This window comes from Oceanicola sp. 502str15 (assembly GCF_024105635.1).
Classification (GTDB): domain Bacteria; phylum Pseudomonadota; class Alphaproteobacteria; order Rhodobacterales; family Rhodobacteraceae; genus Vannielia.
Genome location: NZ_WYDQ01000001.1, coordinates 2,059,376 through 2,072,713, shown reverse-complemented (window position 1 = coordinate 2,072,713; position 13,338 = coordinate 2,059,376). Strand labels below are relative to the sequence as shown.

Genomic DNA, 13,338 nt, shown 5'->3' with positions numbered 1-13,338 from the left:
AGGGAATAGCCCGGCGCGGCGCATGCCGTTGCGGCTATCGGAGGACGTATGAACGAGATTGAGCAATCCCCCCGCGCGGCATGGGAAGCCCATGCCCGCGATGGCAAGCTGGCCTACCAGTGGAGCCCCGATGCGGGGCGCGCGGTGTGGCAGCCGCGGCTGCTGTGCCCCTTCGGCGGGCGCGCGCCGCTGGAGTGGCGGGTGAGCGCGGGGCGGGGCGTGATCCATTCGATCACCCTGACGCACCCCGTGAAGGGCGCGCCCTATACCGTCGCGCTGATCGACATGGACGAGGGGTTTCGGATGATGAGCCGGGTCGAGGGCGCCGATGGCGCGCCTTCGGAGATCGGGCGCCGCGTGGTGCTGCGCTTCGAGGCGGGTGAGGGCGAGGCGCCGCCCGTGCCGGTGTTTGACATGGAGCCGGGCCGATGAGCGGGACGACGCGGGGCGGAACGGCCATCGTCGGTGTGGCCGAGAGCGACCTTGGCAAGGTGGCCGAGGGTGTCACGCCGCAGGACCTTATGGCGCAGGGGATCGTGCGGGCGCTCGACGATGCCGGGCTGACGCTGGGCGATGTCGACGGGCTGTTTCTGGCGGCGAGCCAGCTCAGGATGCCCACCATCAGCATGTGCGAATACCTCGGGATCGCGCCGCGCTACATGGACAGCAGCTTTACCGGCGGGTCGAGCTTCGAGGCGCTGGCGGCCCATGCGGCGCTGGCGCTGGAAGCGGGCGCCTGCGACGTGGCGGTGATTGCCTATGGCTCCACCCAGCGCAGCCAGCGCGGCAAGTTCACGCCGCAGCGCGACCTGAACGACTACGACGCGCCTTTTCGCCCGCGCCTGCCGATCACCGGTTACGCGCTGGCGGCGAGCCGGCACATGGCGGAATACGGAACCCGGCGCGAAGACCTTGCGGAGATCGCCGTTGCGGCGCGGGCATGGGCCAAGATGAACCCGGTCGCCTTCGACCAGCGCGACCTGACGGTGGAGGACGTGCTGAACGCGCCGATGATCTCGACCCCGCTCGGGGTGAAGGACTGCTGCCTTGTCACCGATGGCGGCGGGGCGGTGGTGATGGTGCGGGCCGAGCGGGCGAAATCGCTCAAGCAGAAGCCGGTCTACCTGCTCGGCCACGGCGAGGCCCAGCCGCATCATGCGATCACCAACATGCCCGACCTCACCGAAACCGGGGCGAAGGCCTCGGGCGCGCAGGCCTATGCGATGGCCGGGCTGGGGGCGCAGGACATGGACGTGGCCCAGCTCTACGATGCCTTCACCATCACTACGCTGCTGTTTCTGGAAGACCTCGGCTTCTGCGCCAAGGGCGAGGGCGGGGCCTTTGTGCGCGAGGGCGGCATTGCCCCGGGCGGGCGATTGCCGGTGAACACCAGCGGCGGGGGGCTGTCCTACTGCCATCCGGGCATGTTCGGCCTGTTCCTGATGATCGAGGCGACGCGACAACTGCGCGGAACCTGCGGCGCGCGGCAGGTGGAGGGTGCCGAGACGGCGATTGCCCATGGCAACGGCGGCGTTCTGGCGGCCCAGGCGACACTGGTGCTCGGCACCGAAGCGACACTCTGAAATGGAAGAGCACATGAGCAAGCAACTCGAAGGCAAGGTCATCGCGGTCACCGGCGCGGGGCGCGGGGTGGGCAAGGGGATTGCCCTCTGCCTCGCCGCGGAGGGGGCGGCCGTGGTCGTGAACGACATCGGCGCGACGCTGGACGGGGAGGGGCTGGACTCTTCCCCGGCGCAGGAGGTCGTGGCGGAGATCGAAGCGGCCGGGGGCCGTGCGGTGGCCTGCGGCGACAGCGTGGCCGAGCATGAGGGTGCGCAGAAGATCGTGGGCGCGGCGATGGAGAGCTTCGGGCGGATCGACGGGGCGATCCACTCGGCGGGCATCCTGCGGGACTCGATCTTTCACAAGATGCAGCCCGAGGACTTCGAGCGGGTGTTGCGGGTGCATCTCTTCGGGGCCTTCAACATCGCCTCGGCCTGCGCGCCGCAGTTTCGGGCGCAAGAGGGCGGGGCGCTGGTGTTCATGACCTCGACCGCGGCGCTGATCGGCTCGGTCGGGCAGGCAAATTACGCGGCGGCCAAGATGGGGATCGTCGGCCTGAGCCGGTCGATCTCGCTCGACATGGCCCGCTTCGGGGTGCGCTCGAACTGCATCGCGCCCCATGCCTTCAGCCGCATGATCGAGAGCGTGCCGGGCCGCTCGGAGGAGGAGCAGGAGAAGCGGCGGCGCACGACCAGCCCCGATCAGATCGCGCCGCTGGCGGCGTTTCTCTGCTCGGAGGGGGCGAAGGAGGTGACCGGCCAGATCTTCGGGGCGCGGGGCAACGAGGTGTATCTCTACAACCAGCCGCGTCCGGTCCGCACCCTGCACCGGGCCGATGGCTGGACGGTGGAGAAGCTGGCCGACACGCTGCCCGGCGCGTTCAAGGCAAACTTCACGCCCGCCGAGCGCACCAAGGACGTGTTTCCGTGGGAGGCGATCTGAGCCGATGCTGAATGTCGATGCGCTCGAAGGCTGGGAGTTTCCGCTGCTGGAGCAGCGCTACACGGCTGACCAGACCATGCTTTATGCCGCCACGCTCGGCTTCGGGCAGGACCCGCTCAGCGCGGGACAGTTGCGGTTTGTCTACGAGAAGGAGCTGGCGGCGGTGCCCACCTTTGCCGCCATCCTCTGCCACCCGGGCCGCTGGACGGCGGCGCCCGAGCTGGGGGTGACGCTGACGAAGACGGTGCATGGCGAGCAGCGGGTGTTTTTGCACAAACCGTTGCCGCCCGAGGGCGACCTCGTGGCGCGTGCGCGTGTGCATGCGGTGCAGGACAAGGGCGAGAAGGGGGCGCTGATCCACGCCGCGCGCACCCTCTATGACCGCGCCGGCGGCGACCCGGTGGCGAGCATTCTGCACAGCACCTTCTGCCGCGCCGACGGCGGCTTTGGCCGCGAGTTCGGCACCGTGCCGAAGGCCGAGCCGCTGCCGGAGCGCGCGCCCGACGTGGTGGTCGATATCGAGACCCGGCCCGAGGCGGCGGTGCTCTACCGGCTCAACAAGGACCGCAACCCGCTGCACATCGACCCGGACTATGCCGCAAGGGCGGGGTTCGAGCGGCCCATCCTGCATGGGCTCTGCACCTGGGGGCTGGCGGCGCGGGCGATGCTGGAGGGGGTGCTGGAGCATGACGAGACCGGGCTGCGCTCGATCGAGGCACGCTTTTCGCGCCCGGTGTTTCCGGGCGAGACCGTGCGCTTCTTGATCTGGAGGGAGGACGGGCTGTGCCGGTTCCGCGCAAGGGTCGAGGCGCGGGACGTGACGGTGCTGGATGCGGGGCGCTGCCTGATCGGCGCGGGGCATGATGCGCCCGAGTACATGGTGCCGGCATGAGCCGCGACTGGAACGCCATGGCGGAGGCCGGCTTTCGCGCGCATCTGAGGGCCTTCATCGCGCAGAACTGCCCGGAGGCGCTGCGCCACTTGCGGCTGCGCCAGCCGCCCGGCGTGACCATGCCGTGGTACAAGGCGCTGCATGCGGCGGGGATGATCGCGCCGGGCTGGCCCGCAGAGTTGGGCGGCATGGCGCTCACGCCCGAGCGGCACCTCGTGTTCATCGAGGAGATGGAGGCCGCGGGCACGCCTTGGCTGCATGACAGTGGCGTGCGCAACCTCGGCCCGGCGATCATTGCCTTCGGGACCGAGGCACAGAAGGCCGACTACCTGCCGAAGATCGCGGCGGGGGAGCAGATCTGGTGTCAGGGCTATTCGGAGCCGGGGGCGGGGTCGGACCTTGCCAGCCTGCGCTGCGCGGGGCGGATCGAGGGCGGGACGATCACCATCACCGGCCAGAAGATCTGGACCACCTCGGCGCATCACGCGACCCATTGCTTCTGTCTCGTCCGCACCTCCAGCGAGGGGCCCAAGCAGAACGGCATCACCTTCGTGCTGGTCGACATGGCCACGCCGGGGATCACCGTGCGCCCGATCCGCAACCTCGGTGGCGAGGACGACTTTTGCGAGGTCTTCTTTGACGGGGTGAGTGTGGGCACCGAATGCATTCTCGGGGCGGTGGACGACGGCTGGAAGGTGGCGCGCTCGCTGCTCGGGTTCGAGCGGATCTGGGCCGGATCGCCGCGCCGGGCGCGCAAGGCGCTGGGCGAGTTGGAGGCGGTGGTGGAGGCCGCCGGGCTGGGCGATGACGGGCTTTGGCAGGACCGGCTGGTGCAGGCGGAGTTCGACGTGCTCGACGGGCAGGATCTCTATCGCAGCTTCGCCGATCTGGTCAGCACCGAGGGCCGGGTGGGCACCGAGGTGTCGGCGCTGAAGATCACCGCGACCGAGGCGTTCCAGCGGATCAGCGAATGGACGCTGGAGGCCGCGGGGCAGGGCGGGGTGGAGGAGGTGGTGCCGGTGCCGGGCCAGCCCGCCCCGGCCTTCACGTGGTTCGAGAGCCGGGCGCCGGCGATCTTTTCGGGGGCCAACGAAATTCATCGCAACATCCTCGCCCGGCGGGTGCTGGGGCTTGGCAAGGAGGCCGCAAGATGACCGCGCTCGACGACGATACCGCACGGATGATCGCGGACAGCGTGGCCGCCTATGCACGCGGGCCGGCGCTGCCGGGCCATGTGGCGGAGCTCCACGCGCAGGGCTGGCTGCACTGCGCCCTGCCGGAGGAGGCGGGGGGCCTTGGGTTTGGCGTCGATGCCGCCGCACTGATTGCGGGCGGGCTGGCGCGGGCCTGCCGGGCGGAGCCGGTAGCGGCGACGTACATGGCGGCACGGATGCTGGCTCTGGTGGCGCCCGACAGCGCCCCGTCGCAGGCGCTGGCCGAGGAGGGGCGGCTGGTGTCGCTCGCGCTGGGCGAGGTGGGGGGCGAAGGCGGAGGTTTGAGCGGCGTGCTGCGCCACGTGCCCCCTGCGGCGGTGCATCTGGTGGTGGCGGGGGAGGCGCTTTGCGCGGTGCCGGGCACGACCGGGCGGCAGACCCGCGTGGATGGGGTGCAGCTTGAAACGCTCACGTTGGAGGCTGTGGAGGCCGAGCGCCTTGCGCAGGGGCCTGCGGTTTCGGCGGCGCTGCGGCAGGTGCGGGCCGAGGGACGGCTGGTGGTGGCCGCAGAGCTGCTGGCCCATGCCGAGGTGATGCTGGAGATGACGCTGGAGCATTTGCGCACGCGGCAGCAGTTCGGGCAGAGCCTCGGGCAGTTTCAGGCGTTGCAGCACAAGGCTGTGGACCTCTACAGCGCGGGGCTTATGGCACGCGCGGTGCTTGACGGCGCGCTGGCCGGGGCCTCTGGCGGGCTTGCGCCCGATGATCTCGACCGCGCGTCCTGCCGGGCCAAGGCCCGGGTGAACGACTGCGCGATGGCGACCGCTCGGGGCGCGATCCAGATGTTCGGGGCGCTGGGCATCACCGAGGAAAGCCCGCTGGCGCCCCACATCAAACGCGTGCTCGCGCTGGTGCCATGGCTTGGCACCTCGGCCGAGCTTCGCCGTGCCTACGCCCGGACCGGGCGGGTGCTGACAAACGCCGACAGGAAGGACCAGGCCGCATGACCGCCCACGACACGCCCACCCGGGAGGCCGGAGGCCTCGACGCCATGTTCAAGCCCCGCGCCATCGCGTTGGTGGGGGCCTCGGACGACCCCTACAAGATCGGCGGACGGCCGCTGCGCTACATGGCGGAGGCGGGCTCGGCGGTGACGCTCTACCCGGTGAACCCGACGCGGGAGACGGTGCAGGGGGTGAAGGCCTACCCCTCGGTCAGCGCGATCCCCGAGCAGGTGGACCAGGTGATCCTCGCGGTGCCCGCCAGCCGGGTGGAGGCCGCAGTGGAGGACGGGCTGGCTGCCGGGGTGAAGAGCTTCGTGATGTTCTCGGCAGGCTTTGCCGAAGCGGGCGAGGCGGGCGCCGCGGCACAGGCGGCGCTGGTGGCGCGCATCCGCGCGGGCGGGGCGCGGCTGCTCGGCCCCAACGCGATGGGGCTGTTCAACACCAACGACAGGATCTTCGCCACCTTCTCCTCGGCGCTCGACCGGGGCATCCCCGAGGTCGGCCGCGTGGGCGTGGTCAGCCAGAGCGGGGCGGTGGGGAGCTACATCCAGAACCTGATCCTGACCCGTGGCGTGAACATCTCGAAGTTCGTGGCGACCGGAAACGAGGCTGACGTGGAAGCCTCGGAATGCCTTGAGTGGATGGCGGGCGACCCGGAGACGGATGTGCTTGTCGTCTACCTCGAAACCTGCCGCAACGGGCCCGGGCTGATGCGGGCGCTGGAAGTGGCCCGCGCGAATGGCAAGCCGGTGATCGTGCTGAAGGCCGGACGCACCGAGGCGGGCCAGCATGTGGCCGCAAGCCATACCGGTGCGATGGCGGGCTCGGCGGCGGTGTTCGACGCGGCGCTGACGGCGGCGGGCGCGCATCTGTGCCGCTCGCTCGCGGAGCTGGTGGAGCTGACCTACACCTGCGCCAACGGTGTGCTGCCAAAGGGGCGCAACCTTGCCATCATCACAGTTTCGGGCGGCATCGGCGTGATGTCGACCGATGCGGCGATCGAGCAGGGCATGGCCCTGCCGCCGATGAGCGACGCCGCTTTCGACACCATTCGCGAGAGCCTGCCGCTGGCGGTGGGGCTGAACCCGCTGGACACCACGGCCGCGACCATCGGCGACCGGACGATCTTCATGGGCGCGGTGGAGCAGATGCTTGCGAGCCAGTCCTACGGCTCGGTGATGCTTTTCGTCGGCAATGCGGGGCTGAACCCGCGAGATCCGAAGATCATGGCCGAGGGGCTGACGAAGCTGACGCGGCAATATCCCGAAACGCTGTTTGCGATCTGCACCCAATCGACCCCCGAAAACGCCAAGGCCTTCGAGGCGACGGGCTTTCTGGTCTTCGAGAACCCCGAGTCCTGCGTGGCGGCGTTTTCCGGCGCGGCGCGGCTGGGCGAGGTTCTGCGCGCGCCCGTGCCTGCACCCGCGGCGCTGGCTGCGCCGGTGGCCCTGCCCGAGCGGCTCGACGAGGTGTCTTCGGCCGGGCTTCTTGCGGGCGCGGGCCTGCGCTTTGCCCGCTCGGAAACGGCGGGAAGCGCGGAGGAGGCGGCGCGCCTGGCCGGGGAAATCGGCTATCCGGTGGTGCTGAAGGTGCGCTCGCCCGACATTGCGCACAAGTCCGAGGTGGGCGGCGTGAAAGTGGGCCTTGCCGATGCGGAGGCCGTGCGTGAGGGCTTTGACGCGATCATGGCCTCGGCCCGCGCCGCCGCGCCCGAAGCGGAGATCCTCGGGGTCAGCGTGAACCAGATGGTTGCGGGCGGGGTGCAGTGCATTCTGGGCACCCACCGCGATGCCACCTTCGGGCCGATGGTGATGGTGGGGCTGGGGGGCATCTACACCGAGGTGCTGAAGGACACGGTGATGCGCCCGGCCCCCGTGGCGCGCGATGAGGCGCTGGAGATGATCCGCAGCCTGAAGGGGTTTGCCCTGCTGGATGGCGCGCGCGGGGCGGAGAAGGCCGATATCGGCGCACTGGCCGAGAACATCGTGGCGCTTTCGGCCTTTGCCGCCGCACAGGGCGCGGCGCTGGAGGGAGCCGAGATCAACCCGATGATCGTGCTGCCCGAGGGCTGCATCGGGGTCGACGCGCTGGTGATCCCGGCGCGCTGAGGGGGTGGCCGGGCCTCTGGAGGCCCGGCGCGGCGCCTACTCTTCGCAGCCCCAGCTCTGGCTGCCCTCGTTCCATGTGACATAGGTGGGGTAGGCGCAGAGCGGGCGCGCAGGGTCTCGACCCAGCGGGTGGTGTCGATGGCCGTGATGCGGCTGTCGCACGTGCCGTGCACCCCGATCAGCTTGCCGCCCGCGCCCTTGAAAGTATCGGGGACGGCGGGGGAGGCGGCGTCGGTGAACCGGGCTGCGTCACCGCCCGGTGAATTTTGCCTCGCGCTTCTCGCGGAAGGCCGTGACGCCCTCGTTGAAGTCGTGGGTCTGGTGGACGCCGGGCTGGGTCAGGGCTTCGAGTTCGAGGAAGCTGTCGAGGCTCGGGGATTGGGCCATCTGGAACATCTTCTTGGCCATGGCGATCGCATAGGTGGGGGCCTCGGCATATTCCTGCGCGAAGGCGCGGGTGGCCTTGGCCAGCTCGGTGGCGGGCACCACGCGGTTGACCATGCCGAAGTCGGCGGCTTCGGGTGCGGAGAAGAAGCGGGTGGAATAGACCAGCTCCCGCGCCCTTGCCTGGCCCAGAAGGCGCGTGAGGAAGAACACCGCGCCCGTGTCGGGCGCGAGGCCGCGCCGGGCGAAGATGCAGGAGAAGCGCGCGTCCTCGGCGGCGATGATGAAATCGGCGGCCATGGCCATGGAGAGGCCGAGGCCGACGCAGGCGCCCTGCACGGAGGCGATCACCGGTTTCTCGGTGGTGTAGATCGCGCGGATCAGCCGGTGGCCGTTCCATTGCAGATTGTTGCGTGAGCCCTTCGGATCGCGCTTCTGGATCTTGTCGACGTCGGCCCCGGCGCAGAAGGTCTCGCCCATGGCGTCGAGCACCACCACGCGCACCTCGTCATCTTCGTTGGCGCGGTCGAAGGCATGGCGCAGTTCGACCCGCATTTCGCCCGCGAGCGCGTTCTTGCGCTCGGGGCGGTTGAGGGTGATGCGGGCGATGGCGCCTTCGCGGCTGTATTCGATTTCGGCCATGTCTCTCCTCCCGGCCTCAGCGGCCCTGATCCATCCGTGCGCGCCACGCGGCGCGGGCGGTTTCGTATTCTTCCACCATGCGGTCCACCAGTGCGGCGGCGGGCGGCGCATCGGTGATCTGGCCGACGCCCTGGCCGGCGCCCCAGATGTCCTTCCAGCGCAGGTGGCGCTCTCCCGGCGTGCCGGTGGTGCCCTCTGCCGGCTGCCTGATCTCGTCGAGGTCGAGGCCCGCGCGGGTAATCGAGGGGCCAAGGTAGTTGGCGGGGGTGCCGGAGAAGTAGGGGGTGTAGATGATGTCGCCCGCGTCGGCCTCCGTGAGCATCTGCTTGTAGGGATCGACCGCGGCGCTTTCGGCGGTGGCGATGAAGCGGGTGCCGATGTAGCACAGGTCGGCGCCCAGAAGCTCGGCGGCGAGCACCTGCGCGCCGGTGGTGAGCGCGCCGGCGAGGATGACGGGGCCATCCCAGAAGCCGCGCACCTCTGAGAGGAAGGCGAAGGGGTTGAGCAGGCCGCCGTGCCCGCCCGCGCCGGCGCAGACAAGGATCAGCCCGTCCACCCCGGCCCTGATCGCACGTTTGGCATGGCGCACGGTCGTGACATCGTGAAACACCAGCCCGCCGTAGGCGTGGATGCGCGGCGTCACCTCGTCGGGCGCGCTCATCGAGGTGATCAGGATGGGCACCTCATGGGCGATGCAGGTCTGGATGTCGGCCTCCATCCGGGCGTTGGTCTTGCGCAGGATGATGTTGACGGCGTGGGGCGCAAAGGGCCGGCCTTCGGCGCGGGCCGCATCGCGCGCGGCTTCGATCTCCGCGAGCCAGGTGGAAAGCTCTTCTTGCGGGCGGGCATTGAGCGCGGGGAAGGAGCCGACCACGCCGCTGGCGCAGAGGGCCGTGGTCAGCGCGGTGTTGGAGACGAGGAACATCGGGGCCGCGACAACCGGCAGACGCAGCCCGGCACGCAGCGCCTCGACGGCGGCGCGGGCGCTTTGCTTCTGTGGGGTGCTGTCATTCATCGGCATGTCCTCCGGCGCGGTATCGGCTGGCCCTGATGTGCCAGCCGGGGGAGGGCGGGCATAGTGCGGAAATGCTGCCGAGCTTTAACCAGAGGTTAGGCTTGGGTGAGAACGGCCGCATCCTTCCCGGTGCCCGGTTCAGGCTAGTAACAGGGCCAACGACGAGGCGCGGGGCGGGGCGGCGACGGCGGCCTTCGAATCGGCTTCGGCGGGATGCGATGGCGGGCCGAAAGACGGGCGCGCCGGGGAGATCACGTTGCGCCGCGATCCGGTTCGTCATGGGAGGCAGGACAGCAGACAGCTTTTGAAACCCCTTTTTATCTTGGTTCAACGGGATGAAAAACTTTCAATTGACAAAAAGCTACATCATAGACTTTTGTAAGGGAAGGCCGAACTGGGCTGCCGTGATGCCGGAGACCTCCGGGGCAGGGTGGCGCAGGCAAGCCGAGAGCGGTCGGGGGCAGGTCGATGACCTGGGGAGCCGCCGCAAACGGGAGGGAGTTGCATGTACCGGATCGACTACGTGGACATCGTGGGTGGGGCGCTTCTTGTCCTCTTCGGTGTTGCCGTGACCTACACATCGGTCACGTTCTATCCGATGGGCACGCCGAGCCGGATGGGCCCCGGGATGTTTCCGGCGGGCCTTGGCGTGGTGCTGGTGGTGCTCGGGCTGCTGCTGGCGCTTCAGGCGCTGCGACGCCCCGGGCCGCGGCCCGATGTGCGGATCTTTTCGCCGCTGTTCATTCTGGGCGGCATTGCCGCCTTCGCCGCGATCATCGTGCCCTTCGGGCTGATCCCTGCCATCGTCGCGATCCTGGTGATCTCTTCGCTGGCCGATCTGAGGATCCGCCCGGTCAGCCTTGTCATCAGCTGCATCGGGCTCAGCCTGTTTGCGCCCTTCGTCTTCGTGTTCCTGCTCGGATTGCAGATCCCCCTCCTGCGGTGGCCCTTCTGATGGATTTCTTCAGCAACCTTGCGCTTGGTCTCGGCGTCGCCTTCACGCTGCAGAACCTGTTCTACTGCTTTCTCGGCGCCCTGCTGGGCACGCTTGTCGGGGTGATCCCCGGGCTCGGCGTTCTGGCGGCGATCTCGATGCTGTTTCCGCTGACCTTCCACCTCGAACCCACCACGGCGCTGATCATGCTGGCGGGCATCTGGTATGGCACGACCTATGGCGGCTCCACCGCCTCGATCCTGCTCAACCTGCCCGGCACGCCCGCCAATGCGGTGACCTGCCTTGACGGCTACCCCATGGCCAAACAGGGCCGCGGAGGCATTGCCCTGTTCATGACGACCGTGGCGAGCTTTTTCGGGGCATCCTTCGGGATCATCCTGCTGACGCTCTTCACGCCGATCATCGCGGATTATGCGCTGCGGTTCGGCTCGGCCGAATACTTCGCCCTGATGCTGATGGGGCTGGTGGCCTCTTCGACCATCTCGGAGGGCTCCGCGATCAAGGGGTTGGCCTCGGTCACCATCGGCATCGTCATCGGGCTTGTCGGGATGGACACCCAGACCGCGACCGTGCGCTTTGCCTTCGGCAACCTCGGGCTGCTGGAGGGCGTCAGCCTGATCGCGCTGGCCATGGGCGTGTTCGGGGTGGCCGAGATCATCATGTCGGTGCGGCGAGTGAGCGCGGCGGACATCGACCCCGAGAGCGTGAAGCTGAAGGCCATCGTGCCGACGCGGGACGACGTGCGCCGGTCGTGGTTTCCGATGCTGCGGGGCGCCTCGATGGGCTCGTTCTTCGGCACCTTGCCGGGCACCGGGCCGTCGATTGCGGCCTTCCTCTCCTATGCCGTGGAAAAGCGGATCTCGAAGACCCCGGAGCGCTTCGGCAACGGGGCCATCGAGGGGATCATGGGGCCGGAATCGGCAAACAACGCGGCTGACCAGACCGCCTTCATTCCCACGCTTTCGCTCGGGGTGCCGGGCAGCGCAACCATGGCGCTGATGCTGGGCGTGCTGATGATCCACGGTGTTGCGCCGGGGCCGAACCTGATCAGCACCGAGCCGGAGCTGTTCTGGGGGCTGATCATGAGCTTCTGGGTCGGCAACATCATCCTGCTGCTGCTGAACATTCCGCTGATCGGGCTCTGGGTGCGGATGCTGACCATACCCTACCATCTGCTCTACCCGGCGGTGCTCATGTTCATCTGCATCGGGGCCTATACCTCGGGCTTCTCGCCGCTGAACATCTGGATGGTCGCCGCCTTCGGTGCGCTGGGCTACGCGATGCGGATCTTCCGCTTTCCGGGCGCTCCGCTGCTGCTGGGCTTCGTGCTGGGGCCGCTGATGGAAGAGCACTTCCGCCGGGCGATGGTTTTGGCGCGGGGCGATTTCACGGTGTTCTTCGAGCGCCCGATCAGCGCGGTGATCATGGCCATCACCGGGCTGGTGCTGATCTGGGGTGTCTGGAGTTCGGAGGCCCTGCGCAACAAGCGCCGCGCCCGTGCGCAGGCACCGGAGACCGGGCGCGGTGCGCCCGGGCAGGCCGAGGAGGAGGCCCGCGAGGGCACGAATTGATGACCGGGCCGGTGCCCGCCTGCGGAGGCGGGCGGGCCGGCCGGACCCACAAGACCGGCGCGACCTGTCCACGAGGGGTGGGCCGCCACAACAGAGGAGGAGACCTCATGAAGAAGATGATGACTGCCCTGGCAATCGCCGCGGGCCTTGCAAGCCCGCTCGCGGCACAGGACTGGCCGAGCGGAACGGTGTCCATCGTGGTGCCCTATTCGCCCTCGGGCAACACCGACATTCTCGCCCGCCACATGGCCCCCTACCTCGAAGAAAAATGGGGCCAGCCCGTGGTGATCGACAACCGCCCCGGTGGTGGCTCGATGGTGGGCACTGCGCAGGTGAGCCAGGCCAACCCGGACGGGCTGACGCTGCTGGTGACCACATCGGCCTTCGTGACCGCCCCGGCGATCCAGCCCGACCTGCCGTTTGACCCGCGCACCGACCTGACGCCGATCGCGAACGTGGGCTACGTGTCCTACATCCTGGTCACCCAGGGCGACTCGCCGTTCGACACGCTCGAGGAGCTGGTTGCCGACAGCAAGGAGAACCCCAAGTTCGCCGCCACGGCCGGCCTTGGCACCACGACCCACTTTGCCATCGAGCAGTTCATCGCACAGTCGGGCGCCAACTTCGACGTGGTGCACTTCAAGGGCGGCGGCCCTGCCGTTGTCGCGATCCTGAGCGGTGAGGCCGATATCTATGGCTCTTCCGTCAGCTCGGCGGGCGACAACATTGCCAGCGGCAAGGTGAAGGTGCTTGCCGTGCTCGGCAACGACCGGATCGACGCGCTGCCCGATGTGCCCTCGACCGCCGAACTGGGCTACCCGGAGACCGAGATCCACCAGTGGGTTGGCGTCTTTGCGCCCGGTGGCACCGATCCCGAGATCGTGGCCAAGATCAACGCCGACATCAACGAGGTGCTCCGCAACGAGGAGTTCATCGCCAAGGTCACGCCGCTGGACTGGACGCTCGAGCAGAGCACGCCCGAGGGGTTTGCCGCCGAGGTCGACCAGGAGCTGACGAGCTGGAAGAAACTGGCTGAAGACCAGGGCATTTCGAAGTAAGGGTTCTCCCTCTGCCGGTCGCCTGCCTGCTTGCGGGCGGCCGGCTCTTT

Annotated in this window: 13 protein-coding genes; 10 read left to right on the top strand and 3 right to left on the bottom strand. The window is 68.9% G+C overall.

The window, feature by feature from the left end; all coding sequences use genetic code 11:
• Positions 1-48 precede the first annotated feature (48 nt).
• From GTH22_RS10020 to GTH22_RS09990, 7 genes are read left to right on the top strand one after another with little or no spacing between them, the layout of a single operon-like run.
• Entirely contained in the window at positions 49-432 is a 384-nt protein-coding gene (locus tag GTH22_RS10020; RefSeq protein WP_252945049.1) for a Zn-ribbon domain-containing OB-fold protein, read from the top strand.
• Complete coding sequence (locus tag GTH22_RS10015) at positions 429-1,583, top strand: acetyl-CoA acetyltransferase (RefSeq protein WP_252945048.1); 1,155 nt, start codon at positions 429-431, stop codon at positions 1,581-1,583. The genes GTH22_RS10020 and GTH22_RS10015 overlap by 4 nt, the downstream gene beginning before the upstream one ends.
• Positions 1,584-1,596: 13 nt before the next feature.
• Positions 1,597-2,505, top strand: a complete 909-nt coding sequence (locus tag GTH22_RS10010; protein WP_252945047.1) for an SDR family oxidoreductase — start codon at positions 1,597-1,599, stop codon at positions 2,503-2,505.
• Positions 2,506-2,509: 4 nt separating this feature from the next.
• Positions 2,510-3,397 (top strand): MaoC family dehydratase, encoded by an 888-nt coding sequence (locus GTH22_RS10005; RefSeq protein WP_252945046.1) that lies wholly within the window; start codon positions 2,510-2,512, stop codon positions 3,395-3,397.
• A complete protein-coding gene (locus tag GTH22_RS10000) occupies positions 3,394-4,551 on the top strand; it encodes an acyl-CoA dehydrogenase family protein (RefSeq protein WP_252945045.1) in 1,158 nt (385 codons plus the stop codon). The genes GTH22_RS10005 and GTH22_RS10000 overlap by 4 nt, the downstream gene beginning before the upstream one ends.
• Complete coding sequence (locus tag GTH22_RS09995) at positions 4,548-5,558, top strand: acyl-CoA dehydrogenase family protein (protein WP_252945044.1); 1,011 nt, start codon at positions 4,548-4,550, stop codon at positions 5,556-5,558. The genes GTH22_RS10000 and GTH22_RS09995 overlap by 4 nt, the downstream gene beginning before the upstream one ends.
• Positions 5,555-7,663, top strand: a complete 2,109-nt coding sequence (locus GTH22_RS09990) for an acetate--CoA ligase family protein (RefSeq protein ID WP_252945043.1) — start codon at positions 5,555-5,557, stop codon at positions 7,661-7,663. Before GTH22_RS09995 ends, GTH22_RS09990 begins: the two co-directional genes overlap by 4 nt.
• A 36-nt stretch (positions 7,664-7,699) precedes the next feature.
• On the opposite strand, the gene GTH22_RS22095 is transcribed toward GTH22_RS09990, so the two are convergent.
• The 3 genes from GTH22_RS22095 to GTH22_RS09980 form a co-directional block, all read right to left on the bottom strand.
• The gene (locus GTH22_RS22095) at positions 7,700-7,825 is read right to left on the bottom strand and encodes a hypothetical protein (protein ID WP_256471574.1); all 126 of its coding nucleotides are present in this window, start codon (positions 7,823-7,825) and stop codon (positions 7,700-7,702) included.
• 87 nt (positions 7,826-7,912) lie between these two features.
• Positions 7,913-8,689: an enoyl-CoA hydratase/isomerase family protein gene (locus tag GTH22_RS09985; RefSeq protein WP_252945042.1), complete on the bottom strand. Its 777-nt coding sequence runs from the start codon at positions 8,687-8,689 to the stop codon at positions 7,913-7,915.
• Between the two features lie 16 nt (positions 8,690-8,705).
• Positions 8,706-9,704, bottom strand: coding sequence for a nitronate monooxygenase family protein (locus GTH22_RS09980; protein WP_252945041.1), 999 nt, complete (start codon positions 9,702-9,704; stop codon positions 8,706-8,708).
• 505 nt (positions 9,705-10,209) lie between these two features.
• Between GTH22_RS09980 and GTH22_RS09975 the strand changes: the two genes are divergently transcribed.
• From GTH22_RS09975 to GTH22_RS09965, 3 genes are all read left to right on the top strand, one after another.
• The gene (locus tag GTH22_RS09975) at positions 10,210-10,659 is read left to right on the top strand and encodes a tripartite tricarboxylate transporter TctB family protein (RefSeq protein WP_252945040.1); all 450 of its coding nucleotides are present in this window, start codon (positions 10,210-10,212) and stop codon (positions 10,657-10,659) included.
• On the top strand, positions 10,659-12,230 hold the full coding sequence (locus tag GTH22_RS09970) for a tripartite tricarboxylate transporter permease (protein ID WP_252945039.1): 1,572 nt from the start codon (positions 10,659-10,661) through the stop codon (positions 12,228-12,230). Before GTH22_RS09975 ends, GTH22_RS09970 begins: the two co-directional genes overlap by 1 nt.
• Positions 12,231-12,337: 107 nt before the next feature.
• Positions 12,338-13,288, top strand: coding sequence for a tripartite tricarboxylate transporter substrate binding protein (locus GTH22_RS09965; protein WP_252945038.1), 951 nt, complete (start codon positions 12,338-12,340; stop codon positions 13,286-13,288).
• Positions 13,289-13,338: the final 50 nt, after the last annotated feature.